This is a genomic window from Haemophilus sputorum CCUG 13788 (genome assembly GCF_000238795.1).
Taxonomy (GTDB): domain Bacteria; phylum Pseudomonadota; class Gammaproteobacteria; order Enterobacterales; family Pasteurellaceae; genus Haemophilus_A; species Haemophilus_A sputorum.
Map to the genome: position 1 here is coordinate 141148 of NZ_AFNK01000031.1, position 24765 is coordinate 165912.

At 38.3% G+C, this 24765-nt stretch carries 19 protein-coding genes; 8 read left to right on the top strand and 11 right to left on the bottom strand.

The features are described 5' to 3' along the window. The first annotated feature begins 31 nt into the window (after positions 1-31). The gene (locus HSP_RS0104160) at positions 32-262 is read left to right on the top strand and encodes a zinc ribbon domain-containing protein (RefSeq protein ID WP_007526033.1); all 231 of its coding nucleotides are present in this window, start codon (positions 32-34) and stop codon (positions 260-262) included. Between the two features lie 86 nt (positions 263-348). On the opposite strand, the gene bexA is transcribed toward HSP_RS0104160, so the two are convergent. Genes bexA through HSP_RS0104180 form a run of 4 tightly spaced genes read right to left on the bottom strand, consistent with a single transcriptional unit; the run spans position 349 to position 4127 of the window. Continuing rightward, positions 349-1002 carry a capsule polysaccharide exporter ATP-binding protein BexA gene (gene bexA / locus HSP_RS0104165; RefSeq protein WP_007526058.1) on the bottom strand — a complete coding sequence of 218 codons (654 nt, stop codon included), beginning with the start codon at positions 1000-1002 and terminating at the stop codon, positions 349-351. Continuing rightward, positions 999-1796 (bottom strand): capsule polysaccharide exporter permease BexB, encoded by a 798-nt coding sequence (gene bexB / locus HSP_RS0104170; protein WP_007526026.1) that lies wholly within the window; start codon positions 1794-1796, stop codon positions 999-1001. The genes bexA and bexB overlap by 4 nt, the downstream gene beginning before the upstream one ends. Beyond that, positions 1796-2929 carry a capsule polysaccharide transporter gene (locus HSP_RS0104175; RefSeq protein WP_007526014.1) on the bottom strand — a complete coding sequence of 378 codons (1134 nt, stop codon included), beginning with the start codon at positions 2927-2929 and terminating at the stop codon, positions 1796-1798. Before HSP_RS0104175 ends, bexB begins: the two co-directional genes overlap by 1 nt. Before the next feature lie 13 nt (positions 2930-2942). Then, entirely contained in the window at positions 2943-4127 is a 1185-nt protein-coding gene (locus HSP_RS0104180; protein WP_010128971.1) for a polysaccharide biosynthesis/export family protein, read from the bottom strand. A 311-nt stretch (positions 4128-4438) separates the two neighbouring features. Here HSP_RS0104180 and HSP_RS0104185 point away from each other — a divergent pair, with 311 nt between their 5' ends. The 5 genes from HSP_RS0104185 to HSP_RS0104205 all read left to right on the top strand — a co-directional run bounded on the left by HSP_RS0104185 (position 4439) and on the right by HSP_RS0104205 (position 12183). Beyond that, on the top strand, positions 4439-5539 hold the full coding sequence (locus HSP_RS0104185) for a Stealth CR1 domain-containing protein (protein ID WP_007526087.1): 1101 nt from the start codon (positions 4439-4441) through the stop codon (positions 5537-5539). A gap of 8 nt (positions 5540-5547) precedes the next feature. Continuing rightward, a complete protein-coding gene (locus tag HSP_RS0104190) occupies positions 5548-8175 on the top strand; it encodes a CDP-glycerol glycerophosphotransferase family protein (protein ID WP_010128973.1) in 2628 nt (875 codons plus the stop codon). Continuing rightward, a complete protein-coding gene (locus HSP_RS0104195; RefSeq protein ID WP_007526031.1) occupies positions 8165-8785 on the top strand; it encodes an acyltransferase in 621 nt (206 codons plus the stop codon). Before HSP_RS0104190 ends, HSP_RS0104195 begins: the two co-directional genes overlap by 11 nt. Positions 8786-8869: 84 nt before the next feature. Next, positions 8870-10912, top strand: a complete 2043-nt coding sequence (locus HSP_RS0104200; RefSeq protein ID WP_010128974.1) for a capsular polysaccharide biosynthesis protein — start codon at positions 8870-8872, stop codon at positions 10910-10912. Positions 10913-10962: 50 nt separating this feature from the next. Then, positions 10963-12183 (top strand): capsule biosynthesis protein, encoded by a 1221-nt coding sequence (locus tag HSP_RS0104205; protein WP_010128975.1) that lies wholly within the window; start codon positions 10963-10965, stop codon positions 12181-12183. A gap of 104 nt (positions 12184-12287) precedes the next feature. On the opposite strand, the gene fumC is transcribed toward HSP_RS0104205, so the two are convergent. Beyond that, the gene (gene fumC, locus HSP_RS0104210) at positions 12288-13682 is read right to left on the bottom strand and encodes a class II fumarate hydratase (RefSeq protein WP_007526035.1); all 1395 of its coding nucleotides are present in this window, start codon (positions 13680-13682) and stop codon (positions 12288-12290) included. Positions 13683-13946: 264 nt separating this feature from the next. Between fumC and HSP_RS0104215 the strand changes: the two genes are divergently transcribed. Then, positions 13947-15245, top strand: coding sequence for an L-cysteine desulfidase family protein (locus tag HSP_RS0104215; RefSeq protein WP_010128976.1), 1299 nt, complete (start codon positions 13947-13949; stop codon positions 15243-15245). A gap of 61 nt (positions 15246-15306) precedes the next feature. On the opposite strand, the gene HSP_RS0104220 is transcribed toward HSP_RS0104215, so the two are convergent. The 3 genes from HSP_RS0104220 to hslV all read right to left on the bottom strand — a co-directional run bounded on the left by HSP_RS0104220 (position 15307) and on the right by hslV (position 18400). Next, entirely contained in the window at positions 15307-16233 is a 927-nt protein-coding gene (locus HSP_RS0104220) for a DUF4760 domain-containing protein (RefSeq protein WP_010128977.1), read from the bottom strand. Between the two features lie 177 nt (positions 16234-16410). Further along, positions 16411-17736 (bottom strand): HslU--HslV peptidase ATPase subunit, encoded by a 1326-nt coding sequence (gene hslU / locus HSP_RS0104225; protein WP_208854028.1) that lies wholly within the window; start codon positions 17734-17736, stop codon positions 16411-16413. A 142-nt stretch (positions 17737-17878) separates the two neighbouring features. Beyond that, complete coding sequence (hslV, locus tag HSP_RS0104230) at positions 17879-18400, bottom strand: ATP-dependent protease subunit HslV (protein ID WP_007526054.1); 522 nt, start codon at positions 18398-18400, stop codon at positions 17879-17881. 187 nt (positions 18401-18587) lie between these two features. Between hslV and HSP_RS0104235 the strand changes: the two genes are divergently transcribed. Continuing rightward, positions 18588-20081 (top strand): PTS transporter subunit EIIC, encoded by a 1494-nt coding sequence (locus HSP_RS0104235; protein ID WP_010128980.1) that lies wholly within the window; start codon positions 18588-18590, stop codon positions 20079-20081. A 73-nt stretch (positions 20082-20154) separates the two neighbouring features. Here HSP_RS0104235 and trkA read toward each other — a convergent pair whose 3' ends face one another. From trkA to selB, 3 genes are read right to left on the bottom strand one after another with little or no spacing between them, the layout of a single operon-like run. After that, positions 20155-21531: a Trk system potassium transporter TrkA gene (gene trkA, locus HSP_RS0104240; protein ID WP_007526011.1), complete on the bottom strand. Its 1377-nt coding sequence runs from the start codon at positions 21529-21531 to the stop codon at positions 20155-20157. A 10-nt stretch (positions 21532-21541) separates the two neighbouring features. Then, positions 21542-22843, bottom strand: a complete 1302-nt coding sequence (gene rsmB / locus HSP_RS0104245; RefSeq protein ID WP_010128981.1) for a 16S rRNA (cytosine(967)-C(5))-methyltransferase RsmB — start codon at positions 22841-22843, stop codon at positions 21542-21544. 1 nt (position 22844) lies between these two features. After that, positions 22845-24704, bottom strand: coding sequence for a selenocysteine-specific translation elongation factor (selB, locus tag HSP_RS0104250; protein ID WP_010128982.1), 1860 nt, complete (start codon positions 24702-24704; stop codon positions 22845-22847). Between the last annotated feature and the right edge of the window lie 61 nt (positions 24705-24765).

Here is a 24765-nt window from a genome sequence, read left to right on the forward strand (position 1 = left end):
TGTCAGGAAATATTATGTGTTGAGGAAAATTATGGCATTACATCGCTGCCCTGAGTGTCGCCGAAAAATTAGCGAAAGCGCAATACTTTGCCCGCATTGTGGCTTCTCGTTTGATGCCGCAAATTTAGAAATTTATAAACAAAAATTAGAAGAGCGCCGTTTGCATAATCAGCAATTAACTCGGCAAAATGTGAAAATTCAGCTATTTTGGTTAGCCGTATTTGCATTGGTGATCGGATTTGCTGCTTGGTGGAAAAACTAGCCCACTCAATCATCAGCTTTTATACTTGTAAAAAAGCAATAAAAAATGACCGCTTGTACAAACATTACAAGCGGTCATTTTTAGTCTTATTTTTGCGTCTCGTTGTAATATTGATACGCTTTGTCCATATCTTCAAAATGGTGCATGATGCCATTTTCTAACACCACCGCATTATCACAATAAGACTTCATCGCACTCGGGCTATGTGAAACTAAAATGATAGAACGGTCTTTGCGTTTTTCAAACAACTCATACTTACATTTTTCTGCAAAGCGAGAATCCCCTACTGCAATTACCTCATCGATTAAGTAGCAATCAAACTCAACCGAAAGTGAGAGAGCAAATGCAAGTCGAGCTTTCATCCCTGATGAGTACTTCTTCACTGGCTCATAAAGATAATCGCCTAATTCCGAAAACTCTTTTGTAAAACGAGTCACATAATCTGGATCAACATCATACAAACGACAAATAAAACGTAGATTATCCATCCCTGTTAAACTACCTTGGAATGCCCCACTAAAAGCTAACGGCCAAGAGATGCTCATAGAACGTTCAATCGTGCCACTTGTTGGGGGCTCAACTCCGCTCATCAAACGAATGAGCGTAGATTTACCCGCACCATTTCGCCCTAAAATCCCGATTTTTTCGCCTTTTTGTAGCTCAAAATTGATATCCTTTAACACGGTTTTCCAACCGTTATTTGTGTGATACTTCTTACACACATTATTTACGCGAATCATTGTGGCTCAACTCCTTTACTGAAGTTTTTAACCATCACTAAGCCCATTAACAACAAGGCAAGATCACTCACAACTAAAAAACCGACACTTTCATAAGTAACCACGGTATCGCCAAAATAGCCATGGCGGAACATTTCTGTACCATGAATCATCGGAAACCAAAGTGCAATAGATTGTGCCTGTGCTGGAAGGTTATGAACGAAGAAAAATGCGCCAGAAATTGGTAATAAAACGAAACTCAGTGTTCCCCAAATTTTACCAAACACATCAAATTGTTGCGCAATCGCACAAATGATTAACCCCAAACCAAAAGCAAACATTGCCATGAGGAACCATGCAATAAGCATATAAAACACATCATGCGGTGCATCAATCCAATCAATCATGACTAAGATTGCCATAAAAAGAATTTGAGCAATTGAAGCGCCAGCAACTTCGAGTAGCACACGTGTGAAGATGGTATCAAGTACACGCACGTTACGGTGATAAAGCAAACTCAAGTTTGCCGAAATCGAACCAATCGCGCGGTTTGAAGCATTTCGCCACATCATTGCCATTGGATACCCCGTCATCACAAAGGCAATCATATTTAAAGTAGAGAATTTATCAGCACGGATAAATTTCCACATCATTACAATAAAAAAAGTCATGAGCAAAGGCTCAATAAATAGCCATAAAAAGCCGACATTTTGACGCCCATAACGGGTGATAATTTCACGCATAAGCAATGCGTTAATCACCCGTCCTTGAATCGCTAATGACTGTTTAAACGTTGTTTCGTCACCATATTGCATTAGTTTTTATGCTCTCTTACGCTGGCGATGAGTAAGCTCAATACGCCATATAACATTAAGCCAATAATAAAGGTCGCAATGATATTGTAAATTCGGTTTGGCTCTAACGCCCAGTCCGGTTTGCTTGGTTGGCTAATCACTTCCAAATAAAGTTGTTGGCGATCTGCTTCTCCACGCGTATTTTGTAATGAAGTCATTGCGGCTGTCAGTTGTTGTTGCGCTAACTCATTCGCTAACATTAAACGTTGGTAATCCGCAGTTTGTGTCGCAGCTGAGTTGCCATTACCTGATAATTGGCGAGTTTGTTCATCAATCTCTTTTTTCAAGCTTTTTTGGCGCATTTGTAACGCTGGCACTTGCGGGTTATCTGGTGTAATTGAAACTAATTGTGCTAATTGCGTTTCAACACGAATCAACTCACTTTTCAAACTTGAAATTAACGAAATTTGTACGCCAGATTGCGCCGGTAAATCGAAAATCTTATTTTTGATACGATATTGACTCAAAGCCTGTGCAGTTTCCTTCACATTTTTCTCTGCATCTGCGACTGCTTGCTCAGCAAATTCGATAGTATCTTTTCTTGCTCGTTCATTTAAGCGATTGATTAACGACTCACCTTCTTTTAACAAACGTTCGTTAATTTGCTGACCTTCTTCTGCATTAAATGCTCGCACACGAAGGGTTGCAATACCAGAAATAGAATCTACATCAACACTCAAACGCTCTTTAAAATAACGATAGAATGCCTCTTGAGTATCGTTTAATCCAAATCCATTAAAACGACTTAATACATCACCTTTTTCGGTATAGAAAGCACGAAGTGGTAAATTTTGTTCTAACTCTGCTAATGCGGTGCGTGAACGCATATATTCTTGCACAGAATAAGTATCATCTTGTGAGCGAGAAAAACCTGTGCTTTGTAATAATGCGCCAACGCCAGTTAAAGAAGATTGGCTACCAGGTGAGCGCACAACGAAACTTGATTCTGAAACATAAATATCAGAAGCAAACATTCCAAAATAAACGCCAGCAAAGGCGGTTGGGAACAATACTGTTAACCAAAAAAGTGGATTCAGTTTTTTCCAGAGTGATTTTTTCTTTTTCGTCGGCATCGCCGAATTTTCGATAGTCATGTCATCCCCTTAATTAGTAACTTCTGATAGTGTTGGTCGTGCTGGTTACCGGAGAGGTAATCGAGAAAATCATTCTCAAGAATTTTTGGAATTCTGAAAGTGGTGCATTCGACACATACACAATATCTTTATCTTGAATCGGGAAACGTTGTAATAAGAACATCGTTTCCGGCGCTAATAAATTCGCACGATAAACGGTTGGTACTTCCATCCCGTTACCATAACCTTTTTCTGCCCATTCTTGCTGTGCGTGAGCATCTAACTGTGTAAATGGTGTATAACGGAAGACAAACACCCCGCGCGGGTCAGAACGCGTATCAATCAAACCACCCATTTTCCCAATAGCTTCTGCAAGTGTGATACCACTGCTTGAAAAACGCAGTTGTTGGTTATTGCCTACGGCACCTAAACCAGTAAATTTATACGGTGTGTTTAAAAGTGAAACAACATCACCCGCACGCAATACAATATTTTGTGCAGGATCTGCGATTAAGGTTTCAAATGCTAATGTTTTAACTTGATTACCACGGGTCAGTTGAACGGTCACATCTTCAATGTTTTCCATTGCACCACCTACAGCGGCCACCGCATCTAACACACGTTCATTATTAGCACTTAATGGCATACGTACTGTACTGCCTTGGCGAATAACAGTCACATCTGATGAATTATTGTTAGCAATTTTTACTACAGCTTGTGGCTGATTCGCTTTACGGCTAAGGCTGGCTACAATTTGTGATTGAATAGCTTCTGGTGTTTTACCCGCAACACGAATATTGCCAACGAATGGCACTGTGACTGTTCCATTTTTATTTACCATTTGTGCTGGCAGTTGGGTTACATGCCCACTTCCTTGTCCTTCGCTACTAAATGTTGAACCAAATAAAACCGCAGGTGGTGCTTCCCAAATCGAAATCTCTAACACATCACCAACATTAACAGCACCAGCATAGCCACCATTACCACGCACATCTGCAAAACCTGAAAAACGCTGGCTTTGTTGAGCTGCATACATTTGCTGCACTAACGACTCATTTAATTCAATTACATTCACTTTTGCTGCTAATTCAGAAGCATCAGCACCTTGGTTCATCTCTAATACCGCCGAATGACTCGGTCCTGAAGTGGGTAGCGAAGAACAAGCTGACAGCCCTAACATTAACCCTGCACAGACTGCTTTTAATCGATAATTTTTCATTGATGTATCATCTCATAATAAGGAAGACAAGCGGTCAAATTTGCCAATTATTTTGCAAACTACTACGCCTATATTCGTGAAAATAATCTTAAGAGTATAACATTTATTCAAGAAGGAAAAAAATGGTATTACACTTCCCCCATTGACAAATTTGACATTCATTTGGCGCTTCTAATGACTTTTTCTTATAAAAGTAAATAAATTCATCTTTACTGACAACCCTTATGGAATAAGGTATAATCAAAATTTGGCTTTGCTATGAAAACATACAAAATAATATTCAATATAATTATCTTAAGGTTATATTAAATATGAAAAAACTTAAAAAATTTATCACTAAACCACATATATTTTTTCGTGATGCACTAAATAATAAATATCCAGTTATAAATAATGAACAAGGAATTAGTGAATTTGATGAAAATGCCGTTATTGACCATCAAGAAAAATTAGAAAAATTAGAAAACTCACTAATGAATACATCAATACCAGTTGATGTCGTTTTTACGTGGGTTAATGATAAAGATCAAAAATGGCAAGAAAAGAAACAATACTATTCAACACTAGCAAACAACTGTGCGCTTTATGCGAAAGATAATGCCAGATTTGAAGAGCATAACGAGTTATTTTACTCGGTTAAAAGCGTGCAAAAATTCTTACCTTGGGTAAGATATATTTTTATTGTAACAGATAATCAAATACCAGATTGGCTTAACAAAGAAGAACAGCAAATTAAAATTATTGATCATCGTGAAATTATTGATAAAAATTATCTTCCTACATTTAATTCTCATGTAATTGAAGCTAATCTACATAAAATTCCAAACCTGAGTGAGCATTTTATTTATTTTAATGATGATGTATTTGTCGCTAAACCTTTACAAAAAAGCCATTTTTTCAAACCTAATGGGCTAGCCTCTATTTTTTTATCTATTAAAAACCTAGATAAAATGTATGCAAAAGGTACAAGTACTCCAACATTACTTGCCTCAATGAACTCTAGAAGATTATTGAGAAAATTATATGGACGAGAATTAAACGCACAAACTCCATTAATCCATTCTTATATTCCACTCAAGAAAAGTATTTTTGAAAAAATATGGGGTGTATTTAGAAACGAAATAGAAGAATTCTTATCAAATAGATTTAGAGGGAAAAATGACCTTAATTTAGCTACTTTTTTCGTCCCTTATGCGATGTATCTAGAAGGAAAGAGCGTTCTCACACCAGAAATTTGCTATTACTTTAATATTCGCTCAGCAAATGCCAAAGCGCAATATAAAAAACTACTAAAGAAAAAATATATGGCAAAGCAACCACACTCTTTTTGTGCTAATGATTTTAATAGCAAAACAAAGATATCTAGCTATAAAAACAAATTGACTGAAACCCTAAAAGAATATTACAAATAAGGAAAACTATGAAACCTATAAATAGAAAAATCAGAAAACTAAAAAATAACCCAAAATTATTTTTCAAAGACTTCTTAAAAAATAAAAAAACAAAGTTAATAAATAACTTTTATAAAATTGCACCTAAGAAATATAGTAAAAACAAGAAATTTACTATTATCAGCGCAGTTTATAATGTAGGAGATTACCTAGATGAATTTATCATATCTCTAGAAAATCAGAGATTAGACTTTAGAACAAATATAAATATCATATTTGTGGACGATGGTTCTAAAGATAACTCTAAAGAAATAATTAACAAATGGATTAAGAAATATCCATCAAATATTTTCTATATCTACAAAGAAAATGGTGGGCAGGCTTCTGCTAGAAATCTAGGACTAGAATATATAAAAACAGAATGGGTTACATTTATTGATCCAGATGACTTCCTAGATGTTAATTATTTTTATCTAATCAACAAAAATATTGAATCAGAAGAAAATGTTGGAGCTGTTATTACTAAATTTAAACTATTCAAAGAAAAATTTGGAACATTTCATGATGGTTTCCAAACAGACTTCTGTTTTACAAAACCAATTAGAATATTAAATAGCAAGAATTTGGAAGATTGTGTACAGTTTTCTTCTAGCTCATCTGTTTATAGAACAGATATAATTCAAAAGAACAATATAAGATTTGATCATAAACTTACAGCTTCTTTTGAAGATACTAAATATTTTTATGAATATCTATACCATCTTCCTGAAAGTAAAGTTATTTATGTTAAAGATGCATTATACTATTATAGATTAAGAGCAAGTGAAAATTCATCATCTAATAACCAATGGAAAAAGAAAGCAAAATATATTGAATTCTTTAAAAATGGTTTATTAGAAACTGTAAATCTTTTTAAAGATCACAACAATAAAATACCTAACTTCATTCAACGACTAGTACTTTTTTCTATAATACCTTATTTACAGGTTGGAATGATTAATAGAAACAGAATAGAAAATGTTCTCAATGAAAAAGAGAAGGAATTACTGTTAGAATATATTACTGAGTCTTTAAGCTTTGTTGAAAATAAAACTATTGAAGAATTCTATAATTCCCCTGGCAATTTCTTCTGGATTTCGGCTATTCTAAATTACTTTAGAAATGAACAACCTAATGAAATACGAGTTTACATTAATAAAGTTGATATAGAGAATAATCTTATTTACTTTAGAAGTTACGGCAAGAAAAACTCGAAAAATGAATTGTATATTGATAATCAAAAGCTAGAGGCTGTATCAGAAAGAAAAATATCATATAATTTATTTGAAAAAGAGTTAATAACTGAATTTAACTCATGCTATAAAATAGAGGAAAATACGCTCCAAAAAATAATGTTTAAGATAAATGATCGCCCTACAAAAATATATACCGACTTTAAAGTCATGTTGCCTAATGACACTAATATTTATGAGGGATATCATAAAAAACTTAATAGTTTCAAAGATATTCTTATCTTTGTAGATTCTGGGTATAAAGCAGATGATAATGCAGAGCACCTTTATAGAAACTGGTATAAAAATGGCTATTTAAAAAATAAAGAAGCGTATTACCTATTAGATAGGAATAGTTCTCATTGGAATAAATTGCTTTTGGAAGGTTTTAACTTAGTAGATATAAACTCATTGAGATGTATCAAAATCTTAAAAGAAGCAAAATATATATTTTCTTCCTATCTACCAGGCCATTTAAATCAATGGGTTAAAAATCATTCTTTTAAGTTTCAGAAATTTATATTTCTACAACATGGAGTGGTTACATCAAATTTATCTAAACCATTTAACGCATCTTATTCTCAAATAAGCAAAATGGTTATTTCAACAACCTTTGAAAAGGAAGAAATTCTCACCGATAAATTTAATTATATATTTCATGAAAATGATCTCATCTATTCTGGAATACCTAGATTAGATAATTTATTTAGTAAATCTAAGAATATTAAGATTCATAAAAAAGGAGCGAAACATATTCTTATTTGCCCAACTTGGAGGACCTCACTAAGTTTATTAAATCTTTCGCTAGAACGAAATGTTAATGATTTTTTTAATTCTGAATACATTCAAAAATGGGTAACATTGTTAAATAACAAACACCTTTCTGAATTAATAAATAAACAGAAGATAAAAATAACATTTTGTATGCACCAGGAATTATTTTCACTATTAGAACAAAATGAATTAGAACAAAGATTTATTAACCTTATTGAAAATAAAAACATTACTATTATTAATCCTAGAGAAATAAACTATCAAGAATTATTTCTTAACAATGATGTTTTAATCACTGATTTTTCTTCCTTGCATTTTGATTTTGCATCACTCAATAAACCTGTAATATATTATCAATTTGATAAAGACAGTTTCTATGGAGTAAGCCATTCATATCAAAAAGGAATATTTGATTTTAATGAACACGGATTTGGCCCAGTATTAGTAGAACAAGAGCAAGTAATTAAATACATAAGAGAATATTTGTCTCAAGGAAGTAAGAGATTCAAGAATTTCTCAAATAGATATAAATCCATATATCTACATACTGATGGTCAATCATCAGAAATTATTTTCAATACTATTTTTAAAGGAACTCAAAATGAACAATAATCTAATTGAATTTGTTACTAAAGATGGAAGTCGAAGATCTATTGGACCAAATGACATAAAAGGTCTTAGATTTAACTTTCTAGGTGAAAATAACCATATCGTGATTCATGAGGGAACAACTTTTTCTGACTGCTCAATGTCATTAATCAAAGACTCATATATTGAAATTGGTGCTTCACAATATCTAATAAATAAACTCTATTTATTTGCAAACCAAAGCAGAATAGAAATAGGCACTGATTTTTCCTGTTGGGGAGTAGAAATAAGATGTCACGAGCCAAAATGTTTGGTTACAATTGGAAATGATTGCATGTTTTCTGAAGAAATTCTTATTTATCCTACAGACTGCCATACGATATATGATATCACAACTAAAGAGGTACTTAATATTGCTAAACCTATTGTCATTGGAAATCATGTCTGGTGCGGTAGATCTGTGAAAATTATGAAAGGTAGTGTAATTGCTTCGAATTCAATTATAGACTTAGGTGCACACATAAATCGTCCATTTAATAAAGAAAATACCTTACTAACAGGAGTACCTGCTCAAATTATTCGCGAAAATGTAAACTGGTCTAGAAAAAGCCCCTTCGATTATATAAACAAATGATTATTTTAATGTATAAATCATTTTTGAAAAAAATAGGGCTATTAGCCTTACTTTTTTATTAAAGCTAATAGAGAAAATAAAACCATGCCAACTGCACTGATTTTCTCGCACGGAATCAAAAAAATTCCCCATTTAGCCTCATTTTTTCCTAATGAGGAATTGGCTTTCGCGCGCATTTTTTCTGTGCCGAAGGCTGATTCTGTATTGGGTTGGGGGCTGCGTCCTTCTACGAAAAAATCACGTGCATATGCACAAAAGCATAACTTACCATTTATCGCCTTAGAAGACGGCTTTTTACGTTCTTTAGGTCTGGGGGTTGATGGTTATCCACCACTTTCTATGGTCGTAGATAAATTAGGTATTTATTACGACACGACTCGTCCCTCAACATTGGAACAGCTTGTTCTAGCGAGTGAATGTGATGAGGTTTTAGCGGAAAAAGCTCGTTTACAAATTGTGACGCATCAACTTTCAAAATATAACCAAACATTGGTGGATTATGAGAAAGAAGGTGATGAGCAGTTAGTGCTTGTCATCGATCAAACCTTTAGCGATATGGCGGTGAAATATGGTCAAGCCGATGCAGAGCATTTTGCGCAAATGTTGCAAGCTGCCATTGCAGAAAATCCAAACGCTAAAATTTTAGTGAAGACCCATCCTGATGTATTAAGTGGTAAAAAGCAGGGCTATTTTTCGCCAAATGAAAACTATCCAAGCAACGTGCATTTTTTTAGTGATCCCGTCAATCCGATTTCGCTGATTAAAGCCGTAGAGAAAGTTTATTGTGTTACCTCTCAAATGGGGTTTGAAGCATTACTGGTGGGTAAACCGGTGGTAACTTTTGGCGTACCATGGTTTGCTGGCTGGGGCGTGACGGATGATCGTCATCCGAATGCTAAAGCGCTAGCACAAAGTGAGCGCCGTAAAGTGCGGTCAGTTTTACAACTGTTTTATGCGGCATATTTTCAATATACCCGTTATTTGAATCCGAATACCGGCAAGGCTGGAACGATTTTTGATGTAATCAACCACATCATTCACACCAAAGCACTTAACTTGCGCTTACAAGGCAATCTCTATTGCGTTGGAATGTCTCTGTGGAAACGTGCGGTTATTAAACCGTTTTTCCGATTACCAAGCTGCAAGCTACATTTTGTTAAAGATGTGAGCAAACTCAGTGGTAAAACATTCACCAAAAATGACCGCTTGTTGCTATGGGGAACGGGTAAAGAAGCTGCGCTAAATTATGCTAAAGCGCATAATATTAACGTACTCAGAATGGAAGATGGCTTTATTCGTTCAGTTGGGCTTGGTTCAAACTTGGTTGCGCCACTTTCTTTAGTGTGTGACGATTTAGGCATTTATTTCAATGCAGAAAGTCCTTCTCGCTTAGAAGAGATTTTGCAGCATCAACAATTTACCGAAGTGGATTTAATTGAAGCCAAGCAGCTACAACATGCATTGGTATCGCAACATATCGGTAAATATAATGTCGGGGAAGGTAAATTTTCTTTACCGAATACAGTCAAAAAGAAAATTTTAGTGGTGGGACAGGTCGAAGACGATGCGTCTATTCGAACCGGCTCCCCAAATATTCGTACTAATTTAGATTTATTAAAAACAGTACGTGCAACAAACCCAGAAGCTTATATCGTTTATAAGCCACACCCGGATGTTGTAAGCGGTAACCGCATTGGTCATATTACAGAATCGCAAGCGGTCAAATTAGCGGATCAAATTGCAAAAACAGAAAACGTGCTTGACTGTATCAATGCCGTGGATGAATTGCACACCATGACATCTCTTGCTGGCTTTGAAGCCTTGCTAAGAAACAAAACTGTACATTGCTATGGTTTACCGTTTTATAGCCACTGGGGATTGACCATTGATCACTGCTCTTTTAACCGCCGCAATCGAAAACTTTCATTGTTAGAACTTATTGCTGGCACATTGGTCTATTATCCGCAATACGTCAATCCAAATACTGGCGAGCTAACCAATGCTCAAACAGCGATTGAAATTTTAAAAGCACAGCGTTTAGCGCTTAATCACAGTGGCATTCATCGCCATTGGCTAGCTAAACAATATGGCAAATTGCAGCATTTAGTGCGCGCATTGCGTACTTAAAAAATCAGGGTAAAATACCCTTTGATTACATGATGAATAACGGTTTTAGAATGAAACATTATTTAGATGAATTAGCCCAAACTTCCCAGCGGATCTTGCTTTTGCAAGGGCCAATCGGCCATTTTTTTGCCGATCTTTCTGCTTGGTTAGTGGGACAAGGAAAAACCGTTTATAAAATCAATTTTAACGGTGGCGATGAGCATTTTTATCCGTCATCGATTGAAAACACGATTGCTTATCGTGGCTCAGTGAGTGAGTTCTACCCTTACCTGCAACTATTTTGCAAACAACACAATATTGATGCGATGGTTTGCTTTGGTGACAACCGTAAATACCACAAAATCGCAAAAAAAATATCACAAGATGAACAGATTCCATTTTGGGTGTTTGAAGAAGGCTATTTCCGTCCTGATTACGTGACACTCGAAAAACAAGGGGTTAATGCGTTCTCTCCTCTTCCTCGCCAGGCAGACTTCTATCTTGAGCAAGCCGAAAATTTACCTGAGCCAGCAGTACCACTTAAATTAGCCAAAGGTTTTTTACCAATGGCAAAAGTGGCAATAGCTTATTATACCAAAGCTTACTTTGGGCGAGATAATTACCCAAAATATCAACATCACCGCATTCTGAATCTGAAATATTATATAAAACTCTGGGTGACATCAGGCATCAAGCGCGCTTGTTATTACTTGCGTGATCGTACCTTTGCAAGAAAAGTCAACCGAGGGAAATTAGGTAATTTCTTTGTTGTGCCATTGCAAGTTTATGATGACAGCCAAGTGAAAGTACATTGTGATTTCAACAGTGTCGGCGCATTCTTGCGTGAAGTATTGCAATCTTTTGCAGAATCGGCCCCAAGCAATCTCAATCTAGTCATTAAGCATCACCCAATGGATAGAGGTTTTATTCATTATGATCCCGTTATTCAAGAATTTGAAAGCCGCTATCCGCACTTAAAAGGGCGATTATTCTATGTGCATGATGTACCACTGCCCGTTCTGCTTCGTCGCGGTAAAGGCATGGTAACGCTGAACAGCACAAGTGGTATTTCAGCATTATTACATGGTATGCCCGTTATAACACTTGGACGCGCTAATTATCATTTTGAAGGTCTCACACACCAAGGGGATTTAGCTTCATTTTGGCAAAATCCAACCGAGCCAGATATGCAACTGTTTGAGGCTTACCGCAAATATCATCTCAATAAAACCATGATTAATGGTAGTTTCTATAATCGAGTGATATTGAGATGCCCATATAACCCATACTAAAGCGGTCTAATTTTGCTGAGACTTTGCAAATTTTTCGAGAAATTTAACCGCTTGTATTAAGTCATAAAAAAACCGCCTTTCGGCGGTTTTTTATTATGAGGCAATTATTTCAAGCTGCCTACCATATCTTCTGGACGAACCCATTCATCAAATTGTTCAGCGGTTAATAATCCTAAGTTAATCGCTTCTTCTTTTAAGGTTGTGCCATTTTTATGCGCAGTTTTCGCAATTTTCGCTGCATTTTCATAGCCGATGTGCGTATTTAACGCAGTGACTAACATTAATGAGTTTTCTAACTGTTGTTTGATGCGTGGATAATTCGGCTCAATACCTACTGCACAATGCTCATCAAATGAAATTGCGGCATCTGCTAATAATTGTGCAGATTGTAAGAAGTTCGCAATCATCACTGGGTTATATACGTTTAATTGGAAATGACCTTGTGAACCCACAAATGAAATCGTAGTATCGTTACCTAACACTTGTGAGCAAACCATGGTCATCGCTTCACATTGCGTTGGGTTAACTTTACCCGGCATAATTGATGAACCAGGTTCATTTTCTGGGATTAAAATCTCACCAATACCTGAACGAGGGCCTGAAGCCAATAGACGAATGTCATTAGCAATTTTGTATAGGCTAACGGCTAATTGTTTTAACGCACCGTGCGTTTCCACAATTGCATCATGGGCGGCAAGCGCTTCGAATTTATTATCAGCAGTCACAAATGGTAGCTTAGTGAATTGAGCAATGTATTCTGCCACTTTCACATCATAGCCTTTCGGCGTATTCAAACCTGTACCCACGGCTGTACCACCTAATGCTAATTGACGTAAGTGCGGTAAGGTGTTTTTCAATGCAATTAAACCAAAGTGTAATTGTGCTGCATAAGCTGAGAACTCTTGACCTAATGTTAATGGTGTTGCATCCATTAAGTGCGTACGACCAATTTTTACGACATCTTTGAAAGCTTCAGATTTTGCTGCGAAAGTTTTTTGTAAGCGCTCAATTGCAGGAATAGTGGTTTCAACCACTTTTTTGTATGCAGCAATATGCATTGCTGTTGGGAAAGTATCGTTAGAAGATTGTGATTTATTCACATCATCATTCGGGTGAATAATAGATTTTTCACCTAATTTTCCACCGTGCAATACATGTGCACGATTCGCAACCACTTCATTCACATTCATGTTTGATTGTGTGCCTGAACCGGTTTGCCAAATCACTAACGGGAATTGATCATCAAGTTTATTGGCAAGAATTTCATCACAAGCTTGCGCAATCAGATCGCGTTTTTCTGCCGATAACACACCTAAATCATGGTTAGCAAACGCAGCTGCTTTTTTCAAATAACCGAAAGCCTCAATAATTTCATGTGGCATAGATGCTGCTGGCCCGATTTTGAAGTTATTACGTGAACGTTCAGTTTGCGCTGCCCAGTATTTATCTGCTGGTACTTTTACTTCGCCCATAGTGTCTTTTTCAATACGAAATTCCATAAAATACTCCGTTAGTGGTGAACAAGAAAAACAACAATGTTTGATGTTTCGATCGGGTTTTATAGTACCTATTTAGGTCTATTCTAGCCATGTTTTTCTCTTGGTTTTATGATGTAGATCACAAAATCTTTCCAGGAGCCTATCTGGTTTCAGCACACTTTTTCATGCTCCAATTGGGTATAGTAGTTAATCATAATGATAAAAAACGATACAATATGCCCCATTTTATAAAATACAGTTTATTTTTTAGATTAGAAAAAAGTGATGAGAACCTTTGACCCGACTATTGAACAAAATATTTTACGTATCGTACAAGAAGAAGTTGTACCCGCATTGGGTTGTACTGAACCCATTTCTTTAGCGCTCGCCTCTGCAACCGCGCGCCATTATTTAGGTAAATTACCTGAACGAATTGAAGCGAAAGTGTCCTCAAACTTAATGAAAAATGGAATGGGCGTTACCGTGCCAAATACGGGCACGGTTGGTCTTCCAATGGCAGCAGCCATAGGCGCTATTGGAGGCGATCATCAGGCAGGTTTAGAGGTATTAAAAGCGATCTCAGCAGAACAAGTTGCGCTTGCAAAAGCGATGCTCAACCAAAATCTGGTTAACGTCACTATTTCTGATACTGAACATATTTTGTATTCTGAAGCAACGCTATTTGCAGCGAATGATAGCGTAACGGTTCGCATCGCCGCTCATCACACCAACGTTATTTATATTGAGAAAAACGGAGAAGTTCTGTTTTCCGTGCCTTGCTTAGTCGATAACGGTAATGCGCTTTCTGTGTTTTCAGAACTCACAGCCAAAGATATGTATGATTTCTCACTGTGGGTTGATTTAGAGAAAATTCGTTTTATCCAACGTGCCGCGGAACTGAATTCTGCCCTTTCACAAGAAGGCTTACGAGTCGATTACGGCTTACATATTGGACGAACCTTGCAAAAGCAAATTGGGCGAGGGTTGATTAGTGATGATTTGCTTAACCGCATTGTGATTGAAACCACTGCAGCGAGTGATGCTCGAATGGGCGGCGCCAATTTACCAGCCATGAGTAATTCAGGTTCAGGCAACCAAGGCATTACTGCCACGATGCCGGTAGTGGTGGTCGCTCGCCATATCAACGCCAGTGAAGAACAGCTTATTCGCGCCCTATTCCTTTCGCATTTAATGGCGATTTATATTCACAGTAAACTACCTAAACTCTCAGCTCTCTGTGCGGTAACTACTGCGGCAATGGGCAGTTGTGCAGGTGTGGCATGGTTGCTGACCGAGAGTTTTGATGCAATCAGTATGGCAATCAGCAGTATGATCGGCGACATCAGTGGCATCATCTGCGATGGTGCGGCAAACAGCTGTGCAATGAAGGTTTCTACCAGTGTAACTTCCAGCTATAAATCGATTTTAATGGCATTAGATAATACGCAGGTAACAGGTAATGAGGGGATTGTGGAACACCAAATCGACCGTTCGATCAACAATCTTTGTGCGATAGCCAGTCGAAGTATGCAGTATACGGATAGACAAGTGATTGAAATAATGGTGAGTAAGCCGAAAAGCTAAAAATACAAGCGGTCAAAATCTGTAAATTTTTTGCAAGTTTTAACCACTTGGATTTTTAATACTATTTAAAAATGTCTTTTATTTCATCTTCCGTTAAAACATATTTGGCATTAAGAATTTTAAAATCGTCTTTTTCTAGTTTTTTGAGTACTTGACTTTCTGAATTGAAAGATTTTATCCAAGTAAGTAACTCGCAATAAGAATAAGAATTCTTATTTTGATTATACTCATCTTTAGCTAAGTAATATATAAGATAGAAGGCTCTTTTTTCTAGTGATATTAGTATTCCAGAAAAACATTTTTCTAGTAGTTCAGCGTCAAGATCTCTATTTCTCACACCTGCAGCAATAAATTCATAATAGTTTATTAAATATATTAAACTATCTAATGCTGAAATTATATTATCTAGTTTCTCATTTTTATCACATTCCTTTTTTAATAACTCTTGTTTTTTTCCTTTAGTATAATAATTTATAATTTCTTCATTTACGATTTTATCTGTTCCCAAATATGTGCGTGCATTTAAAACATGATGATTGAAATCAGAGCTATTTCTTTGATTCATAACAACATTTAATGTATGACTTCTTCTAGATGTTGTCTTTGAGATAATATCTTGAACCCACCATCCAGCAGCTACAAATATAGATGTGATAATAAATGAGAATACGGTTTGATAATCTTTTAAGATACATCCTGAATAGGCAGCAAATAATAATCCCAATACACTAATTTGAAATAACCAAAAAATATAGAACATTCCATTTCTAGTTTCTGGATGTTTTCTGACAATTTTATTATAAAGCCAAGCGGATATAGAAACAGAAAATAGCAATAAAGTGATACTATTTAAAAATGGTAAAGAAGTAATTTTTGCTAATATGAACTCTTTATTTAAATATGATATTACTAAAAATAAAACAAATGTTGTCCCATATATAAAAAATCTTATTTTTTCAGATTTTAGTAATCTATCTAGAATGTACATTTTTAGTCCTTTAAATATGAAAAGAGGCTACATTAGAATGCAGCCCCTATAAACAAAATGCTTCAGCTTATTCAAAAGCACCGTGGCCAAAAATTACAATATTTTTCATAAATAACTCCTAAGTTAAGTAAATATGATTGAATACAATATACTCTTTTTGAGGAAAAGGCAACTATATTATAGAATAAACCGACTCAAATCCTCATTCTCCACCACATCATTTAATGCAGTTAAAACGTAATTTTCATCGATCACAATTTTCTCGCCACTGCGTTCATTTGCATCAAATGAAATACCGTCCATTAAGCGTTCTAATACCGTGTGTAAACGGCGGGCGCCGATGTTTTCGGTTTTTTCATTTACGCGGAAAGCAGATTCGGCAATTTTGCTAATACCATCTTGGGTAAATTCCACTTCTACTCCTTCGGTTTTCATTAGCTCGCGATATTGTAGTGTCAAAGAAGCATTTGGCTCAGTTAAGATACGCTCAAAGTCATCTTTGGTAAGTGATTTGAGTTCTACACGAATTGGTAGACGACCTTGTAATTCTGGCAATAAATCTGATGGGCGAGCTACTTGGAATGCGCCTGAACAGATAAAGAGAATATGGTCTGTTTTCACCATACCATGCTTGGTGTTTACCGTTGAGCCTTCGATAATTGGTAGTAAATCACGCTGAACCCCTTCACGAGAGACATCACCACCTGAATGCTCACCTTTTTTGCAGATTTTATCGATCTCATCAATGAAGACGATGCCATGTTGTTCAACCGCTTCAATCGCTTGTTGCTTCAACTCTTCAGGATTGACTAATTTTGCTGCTTCTTCATCTAACATCACTTTTAACGCATCTTTGATTTTCATTTTGCGTTTTTTCGTTTTGTTTGGCGACATCCCTTCAAATAGAGATTGCAGCTGAGAAGTCATATCTTCCATGCCTGGCGGCGTCATAATTTCTACGCTCATTTGTGCCGCCACATCAATTTCGATCTCTTTGTCATCAAGTTGACCTTCACGTAATTTTTTACGAAAAACTTGACGAGTTGAGGTGTTATCAGATTCTTGCACGTTACCCCACTGATCTTTTGCTGGTGGTAACAATACATCTAAAATACGATCTTCTGCTGCATCTTGTGCACGCATACGGTTTTTCTCGACCGCTTGCGATTTCACTAATTTGACTGCAACATCAGTTAAGTCTTTAATAATCGACTCCACTTCTTTACCCACGTAACCCACTTCGGTAAATTTTGTGGCTTCGACTTTGATAAATGGTGCATTGGCTAATTTTGCTAAACGGCGAGCAATTTCAGTTTTCCCCACGCCAGTTGGCCCGATCATTAAAATATTTTTTGGGGTCACTTCTTGGCGAAGCTCTTCTGGTAACTGCATACGGCGCCAGCGGTTACGTAATGCGATTGCCACTGCACGTTTAGCTTCTGTTTGTCCGATAATATGTGCGTCTAATTCAGAGACGATTTCACGAGGGGTCATTGACATAATTTATTCCTTGAAAAACGCCCCTATTTACTTATGAGGGGCTGGGGAAGATTTGTTACAAGCGATGATTTTTTCGCTAATATTTGCAAAGGGAAGATCGTTTCAAATCTCCCCTAACCCCTCTTTTCTAAAGAGGGGGACTTTTTTACACTTCTTCGATAACGTGATTGTGATTTGAGTAAATATCAATATCACCCGCAATTTTCAGTGCTTCTGCCACAATTTCTTTCGCAGTCAGATTATTTTCTGTTCTTAATAAGGCTAATGCTGCCGATTTGGCATAGTTACCGCCAGAACCGATAGCTAATACATCAAATTCTGGCTCAATCACATCACCAGAACCTGAAACTAATAAAAAGTCTTCATGGTTAGCAACAATCATCATCGCTTCTAACTTGCGTAGTGAGCGTTCTGTGCGCCACTCTTTTGCTAATTCAACGGCAGATTTCACTAAATGCCCTTGATGCAATTCTAATTTTTTCTCAAACAAATCACGCAAAATAAATGCATCAGCTGTTGAACCTGCAAAGCCTGTGACGACTTTATCTTTGTATAAACGGCGGACTTTGCGCACTGTACCTTTTTCTACGCAATTACCTAAAGTTGCTTGGCCATCTCCACCGATAGCAATTTTGCCATTTTTGCGAACGCATACGATCGTTGTCATTTTTTATCCTTGGTTTTAAATAAAAACTGCCCTCTAGATTGGGGGATTTTTTCCGTTTTTCAAGAGAGCCGTTAAAATTAGTTTGCCCTGTATTTCATTTTTAGCATACAAAAATGCGAATGCGATCACATTTTTATCCCTTTAAATGGCGTAATATTTCAAACATAACTCAATGGAGGGATACATTATGTTTAAACAACTTCAACAGGTTGGCAAAGCCTTTATGTTGCCGATTGCCATTTTACCGGCAGCAGGTTTGTTATTAGGCATTGGCGGTGCGCTATCAAATAAAGCGACTATTCAAGCCTACCCAATGCTTGACCATCCAACATTACAAAACATTTTCCAAATTATGTCGGCGGCAGGTAGTGTCGTTTTCGGCAATTTGGCATTATTACTCTGTATGGGGCTAGGCATTGGCTTGGCAAAACGGGATAAAGGCGTAGCAGCATTAGCCGCAGTGGTAGGTTACTTAATTATGACCGGCACAATTGCGGCACTAATTCCGTTATTTAATCCAGAAATTAAAAGCATTGATACCGGTGTGATTGGTGCGTTAGTGATGGGGTTGATTACTGTCAGCTTACATAACCGTTACCACAACATTCAATTACCGCAAATTCTAGGCTTCTTCGGTGGCTCTCGCTTTGTACCAATTGTTACCGCCTTTGCTGCTATTTTTGTTGGTGTCTCCTTCTTTTTAATTTGGCCAACTTTCCAAGGTTGGTTAGTCACGTCAGGTCAGAAAATCGCATCTCTCGGCGCATTCGGTACTTTTCTTTATGGTTTCTTAATGCGATTAAGTGGCGCGGTTGGTTTGCATCATATGATTTATCCGCTCTTCTGGTACGGCGAATTAGGCGGTACAGAAGTAGTGAATGGCGAAACCATTATTGGGGCACAAAAAATCTTCTTCGCACAATTAGCAGACCCAAACCATCAAGGCTTATTTACTGAAGGAACACGTTTCTTTGCTGGCCGTTTTGATACCATGATGTTCGGTTTACCTGCTGCTTGTTTAGCCATGTATCACTGCGTACCAAAAGCACGCCGTAAAGCGATTGGCGGTTTATTCTTAGGTGCCGCATTAACTTCATTTATTACGGGTATTACCGAGCCAATCGAATTTATGTTCTTATTCGTTGCCCCTTGGCTTTATGTCTTCCACGCGTTTTTAGATGGGGTATCGTTCTACATTGCAGATATATTAAATATCTCGATTGGTAATACTTTCTCTGGCGGTTTCATTGACTTCTTGTTATTCGGTATCTTACAAGGCAATGAAAATACGAACTGGATTCTCGTCATTGTTGTAGGCATTTTCTGGGCGGCGCTCTACTACTTTAGCTTCCGTATCCTCATTACCAAATTTAATGTAATGACACCAGGCAGAGGCGATGAACAAGAAGAGGAATTAAGCCCGCAAACTACCTCACTCACTGAAAATGCTCATGCGATTATTCAAGCCTTAGGCGGTGCAGAAAACATTGAGCATGTTGATGCTTGTATTACCCGTTTACGCGTTTCTGTTAAAGCAGTAGAAAAAGTCAATAAACCAACATTAAAAGCGCTTGGTGCAATTGATGTGCTAGAAGTTGGCGGTGGCGTACAAGCCATTTATGGTGCAAAAGCTGTGCTCTATAAGAGTGAAATCAATCAGATTTTAGGCAAAGAAGACTAACAAGAATCCCCGCAAATGCGGGGATTTTTCCGTTTACAAGCGGTCAGATTTTTTCAATGTTTTACCAAATCGGTTATAAGAAGAATGCGCCAATTTGAAAAAGTTTTTCAATATCCGATACCTGTTTTTTATCATTGACGAAAATAATCACATGATCATTCTCTTCAATGCGCGTGGATTTATGCGCAATCATCACGGTTTGGTTACGGACAATCGCCCCTACAATAGCCCCTTGTGGCAATTTTAGCTCTTTAATCGTGCGACCCACTACTTTTGAAGATTCCTCATCGCCATGCGCAACAATTTCGACGCCTTCCACTAAGCCTTGTTTAAGTGAAGCCACTTTTACAATATCGCCCTTACGCACATAGCTTGAAAGCGCAGAAATGGTTGATTGTTGTGGAGAGAGCGCAATATCAATGGTGCCGCCTTGCACCAAGTGTAAATACGCCATTTGTTGCACTAACACAATGGCCTTTTTCGCACCCAATCTTTTAGCTAATAAGGCAGACATAATGTTCGCTTCATCATCGCTAGTAAGTGCTAAAAAGAGGTCAATATTTTCGATATGTTCTTCAAATAAAAGTGCCTGATCTGAAGCATTTCCTTGCAACACTAACGCTTTTTCTAACTGCTCTGCTAATTTTTGCGCTTTGCGTTGGTCACGCTCAATAATTTTTACACTACAACGCTGTTCTAAATCTTTCGCAAGCCCCAAGCCAATAGCACCACCGCCTACAATCATCACACGTTTGTGCGGATGTTCTAAGCGTTGTAGCTCGCTCATCACTGCTTTAATGTGATGGGTCGCGCAGATAAAAAATACTTCATCGCCCGCTTCAATAATCGTTGAACCTTGCGGAATAATTGGACGTTCTTGACGGAAAATCGATACAAATCGCGCTTCAATATGCGGCAGATGATCTCGAATCGCTGAAATAGGGTTTCCCACCAACGGGCCACCATAATAAGCGCGAACACTCACCAGACTCACCATTTCATTGGCGAAATGGGCAATATGCAGTGCGCCTGGATAATCAATTAAACGCAGAATATCCTTACGTACTAAAATTTCCGGCGCAATAAGGTGATCGACAGGCAACGCTTCACGGCTGAATAGCTCGTCTTTTTCACGCACATAGTCTGCATTACGAATCCGCGCGATTTTAGTTGGAATATTAAATAAGCTAAAAGCCACTTGGCTTGCCACCATATTCACTTCATCGCTTTCGGTTACTGCCACCAACATATCTGCATCGCTTGCGCCAGCTTCACGCAGAATACGCGGAGAAGCCCCATGCCCTTTGAGTACGCGTAAATCGTGCTTATCTTGCAGTTTATCGAGTCGATCTTGGTTGTCATCAATCAGCGTAATATCGTTTTCTTCACTGGCAAGCGATTCAGCTAAGGTCGAACCGACCTGCCCTGCGCCTAAAATAATAATTTTCATAACTTTTTGCTTAACGCGCCTGTTTGGTTAATTTGGCATAGAAAAAGCCATCACCGCCCTCGTTTTGTGGGAAGAATTGCTTCATTGCCGTTTTTTCAGTGTGGAAATCCATCTCTGTAAGCTGTGCATCCGCGTTTTCTGCGACAAAACGCTCAATCTGTTCACGGTTTTCGCTTGGCAAAATCGAACAAGTTGCATAAAGCAATACACCATTTGGTTTCAGTCTTGCCCATAAAGCGGAAAGAATTTGAGCTTGTAATGCGGCCAATGCTGGAATATCACTTTCTTGGCGGAGCCATTTAATATCTGGATGGCGGCGAATAACCCCAGTGGCGGAGCAAGGGGCATCTAACAAAATGCGGTCAAACATCACCCCCTCTGCCAACCATGTTTCAGGACGGCTAGCATCACCGCAAATGACTTCTGCTTGCTGACCTAAACGCGCTAAATTCTCTTTTACACGTTGTAAACGGCCCGCTTCAATATCCAGCGCTATCACTTTTGCTTTAGGCGCTTTTTCCAAAATATGCGTAGTTTTGCCACCAGGCGCTGCACAAGCATCTAAAATCAATTCGCCATCTTGCGCATCTAGTAATTCAGCTGACCACTGCGCATGCGCATCTTGCACGGTAACACGCCCTTCATCAAAATGCGGTAAGCGACTAACCGCTGTTGGCTGGTTCAATAAAATTGCACAATCTGGCACACAAGCGGTCGGATTTGGAGAACGATTTGCTAATTCACCCAACAACGCCTGATAATTTTCACGAGAACTTTGCTGCTGATTCACGCGTAACCACATTGGCGGGCGCGCATTATTCGCTTCAACAATATCTCGCCAATTTGGATAAGCTTTTTTCAGTTGATTAACCAGCCATTCTGGATGCAAGGTTTGCCAATGTTTATCCACTTTCGCCAAAATGGCTTCTTGCTCACGTAGAAAACGGCGCAGCACAGCATTTGTTAATGCGCGGAAATTATCTAGCTTCAGTGGCTTAGTCGCACCAACCACTTCATCAACTGCCGCGTGTGGCGGAATACGCAAATAAAGCAGCTGATAAAGCCCAACCAATAATAAGCAATGCACCAAACGGGTTTTGCCTTTAAGCGGTTTATCCAACAACAAGCTTAAAATACGCTCAAGGCGAGGCAGCACGCGACAAACGCCAAAAGTAATTTCTTGCACTAATGGCACGTCTTTCTCTTTTAATTGGCTCGCAGCTTCCGGTAAGAGGCTAGAAAGCGACTTGCCTTGGTCAAACACTTGCAACAAAATTTGTGCCGCAACGGCACGGGATGAATAAGGTTTCATATTAGGCTTTAAAAGTCTCTTGATCTCGAAGTAAATGAACGTTGCCTTTGCGGCGTAAAAAACCGGTGCGATCAAAGTATTCGATCAGTTGTACGGTTAACTTACGTCCATATTGAATTTCATCACGCAGCTGATTGACCGAAATCTCGCCATGCTCGGCAATAAAGGCACGAATCAGGTCGGCAAATGCGGCGATTTGTTCGCTGAGTAAAAATCTATCTTTCACAATAGGAATCAAATACCCTAGTTTGCCAGCTTTGTATAATAAATTGCGCGTAAAAGTTTCATCTAAGCTCAAGGCTTGTGCCACTTCTCGCACCCAAAGCGCTTGGGTGGTTGCGGCAAAAAGCGGTTGGATTTGTTGCCAAATTGGCAATTCTTTCGCATCAAACTCAATACGGTGATCTGGTAGATGAATCCAGCCACGGGTTTGCAGCAGCTGTTTTTCTTCAATGAGGGTATCAATTAAAAAATTGGCTAACGCTTCAGGCTGCGCCAACAATGCCATACGATACAAACGCGCTTTAGTTACACCTAACTGGTCTTGGTGTTCTGCATGGTACGCTGCCATTTTTTCTAACACTTGCGCTTGTAACTGTTGTTTAAACCCAGCTTGATACAGCCATTTTTGGCTGCTACCTAAATCCAGCGCAGCAAGTTCTGCCTCGCTTAATTGCAACATCCATTGTAATTTTGCCGCTTCTACTGCTTTTTGCGCTAAATAGACCGCCGCATAGGCAGATGGCGTTTGTGCCGCAGCTAATTGAGCCACTTCGGCTAAACGTGTTTCTGTACGTTTATGACGTTTTGGAGAATCAATTTCGACTACCACCGCACCTGCAAGTGTTTGTTGGTCGTCTCCGCTACGCAAAATGAGCTTATCGCCCACAGCAATATGCAATGGTGTATCTAGAATAATTTCTGCAAATCCTTGCGCAAATTTGACCGCTTGTTTATCACTTAATAGGTTACATTTAGCGGTAGTGTGAGAGGCAAAATGATACAAATGCACCGCATTGCTTTCTTTCAACGGTGCTTGTGCTTGAAAACGTACGGTAATGCGATCTGTTGCAAAGTCTGGCGCAAGTGCCGTGAGCCAATCGCCGCGGGTCATCTCTGCTTTTTCTACGTTCGCCAGATTCAACGCTAAACGCTCACCCGCAACGCCTTGTTCTGATGGCTGATTTTGTGCATGAATCGCTTTAATACGTACTTTCTCACCATGAGAAAGATAAAGCGAATCGCCGACTTTAACTGTGCCACTCACTGCTGTGCCTGTGACAACAACCCCCGCGCCTTTCACACTAAAGACACGGTCAATCGCATAACGGAATGGCTTTTCTGTCAGTTGTGAAGCCGCTGCATGCGCAATTAAATAATCCCGTAATTCAGTGATGCCCTGTCCCGTATAAGCAGAAGTGACAAAATATGGTGCATCCGCAAGTTGCGGAAATTTCTGATGAATTTGGTTAATCAGCGTTTCAATTTTGGCTGGTTCAACACGATCCGCTTTGGTAATCACCAAAGTAATTTGACGAAAATGCAGCAAGCCTAATAAGGTTAAATGCTCCACAGTTTGTGGCTTCACCCCTTCTTCGGCACTAACCACCAACAAAGCGTGATCTACACCACCTAAGCCAGCTAACATATTAGAAAGAAATTTCTGGTGCCCAGGTACATCAATAAAACCTAGCACAGCAGCTTGCCCATTCGCATCGGTATAAGGCATGTAAGCGTAGCCTAAATCAATGGTAAGCCCACGCTTTTTCTCTTCCGGTAAGTGAGCGGTATTGGTGCCGGTCAGCGCTTCTAATAATGCGGTTTTGCCGTGGTCAACATGGCCTGCGGTGACAAAAATCATACATTTCCCCTTTCAAAAATAATGTCGCATCATACCACAAAAAGCCCGTCAATTATTGCCC

Excerpts from the sequence above, each read along its gene's own strand:
- HSP_RS0104160 (WP_007526033.1), top strand. The coding sequence starts at position 32 with ATGGCATTACATCGCTGCCCTGAGTGTCGCCGAAAAATTAGCGAAAGC.
- bexA (WP_007526058.1), bottom strand. The coding sequence starts at position 1,002 with ATGATTCGCGTAAATAATGTGTGTAAGAAGTATCACACAAATAACGGT.
- bexB (WP_007526026.1), bottom strand. The coding sequence starts at position 1,796 with ATGCAATATGGTGACGAAACAACGTTTAAACAGTCATTAGCGATTCAA.
- HSP_RS0104175 (WP_007526014.1), bottom strand. The coding sequence starts at position 2,929 with ATGACTATCGAAAATTCGGCGATGCCGACGAAAAAGAAAAAATCACTC.
- HSP_RS0104180 (WP_010128971.1), bottom strand. The coding sequence starts at position 4,127 with ATGAAAAATTATCGATTAAAAGCAGTCTGTGCAGGGTTAATGTTAGGG.
- HSP_RS0104185 (WP_007526087.1), top strand. The coding sequence starts at position 4,439 with ATGAAAAAACTTAAAAAATTTATCACTAAACCACATATATTTTTTCGT.
- HSP_RS0104190 (WP_010128973.1), top strand. The coding sequence starts at position 5,548 with ATGAAACCTATAAATAGAAAAATCAGAAAACTAAAAAATAACCCAAAA.
- HSP_RS0104195 (WP_007526031.1), top strand. The coding sequence starts at position 8,165 with ATGAACAATAATCTAATTGAATTTGTTACTAAAGATGGAAGTCGAAGA.
- HSP_RS0104200 (WP_010128974.1), top strand. The coding sequence starts at position 8,870 with ATGCCAACTGCACTGATTTTCTCGCACGGAATCAAAAAAATTCCCCAT.
- HSP_RS0104205 (WP_010128975.1), top strand. The coding sequence starts at position 10,963 with ATGAAACATTATTTAGATGAATTAGCCCAAACTTCCCAGCGGATCTTG.
- fumC (WP_007526035.1), bottom strand. The coding sequence starts at position 13,682 with ATGGAATTTCGTATTGAAAAAGACACTATGGGCGAAGTAAAAGTACCA.
- HSP_RS0104215 (WP_010128976.1), top strand. The coding sequence starts at position 13,947 with ATGAGAACCTTTGACCCGACTATTGAACAAAATATTTTACGTATCGTA.
- HSP_RS0104220 (WP_010128977.1), bottom strand. The coding sequence starts at position 16,233 with ATGTACATTCTAGATAGATTACTAAAATCTGAAAAAATAAGATTTTTT.
- hslV (WP_007526054.1), bottom strand. The coding sequence starts at position 18,400 with ATGACAACGATCGTATGCGTTCGCAAAAATGGCAAAATTGCTATCGGT.
- HSP_RS0104235 (WP_010128980.1), top strand. The coding sequence starts at position 18,588 with ATGTTTAAACAACTTCAACAGGTTGGCAAAGCCTTTATGTTGCCGATT.
- trkA (WP_007526011.1), bottom strand. The coding sequence starts at position 21,531 with ATGAAAATTATTATTTTAGGCGCAGGGCAGGTCGGTTCGACCTTAGCT.
- rsmB (WP_010128981.1), bottom strand. The coding sequence starts at position 22,843 with ATGAAACCTTATTCATCCCGTGCCGTTGCGGCACAAATTTTGTTGCAA.
- selB (WP_010128982.1), bottom strand. The coding sequence starts at position 24,704 with ATGATTTTTGTCACCGCAGGCCATGTTGACCACGGCAAAACCGCATTA.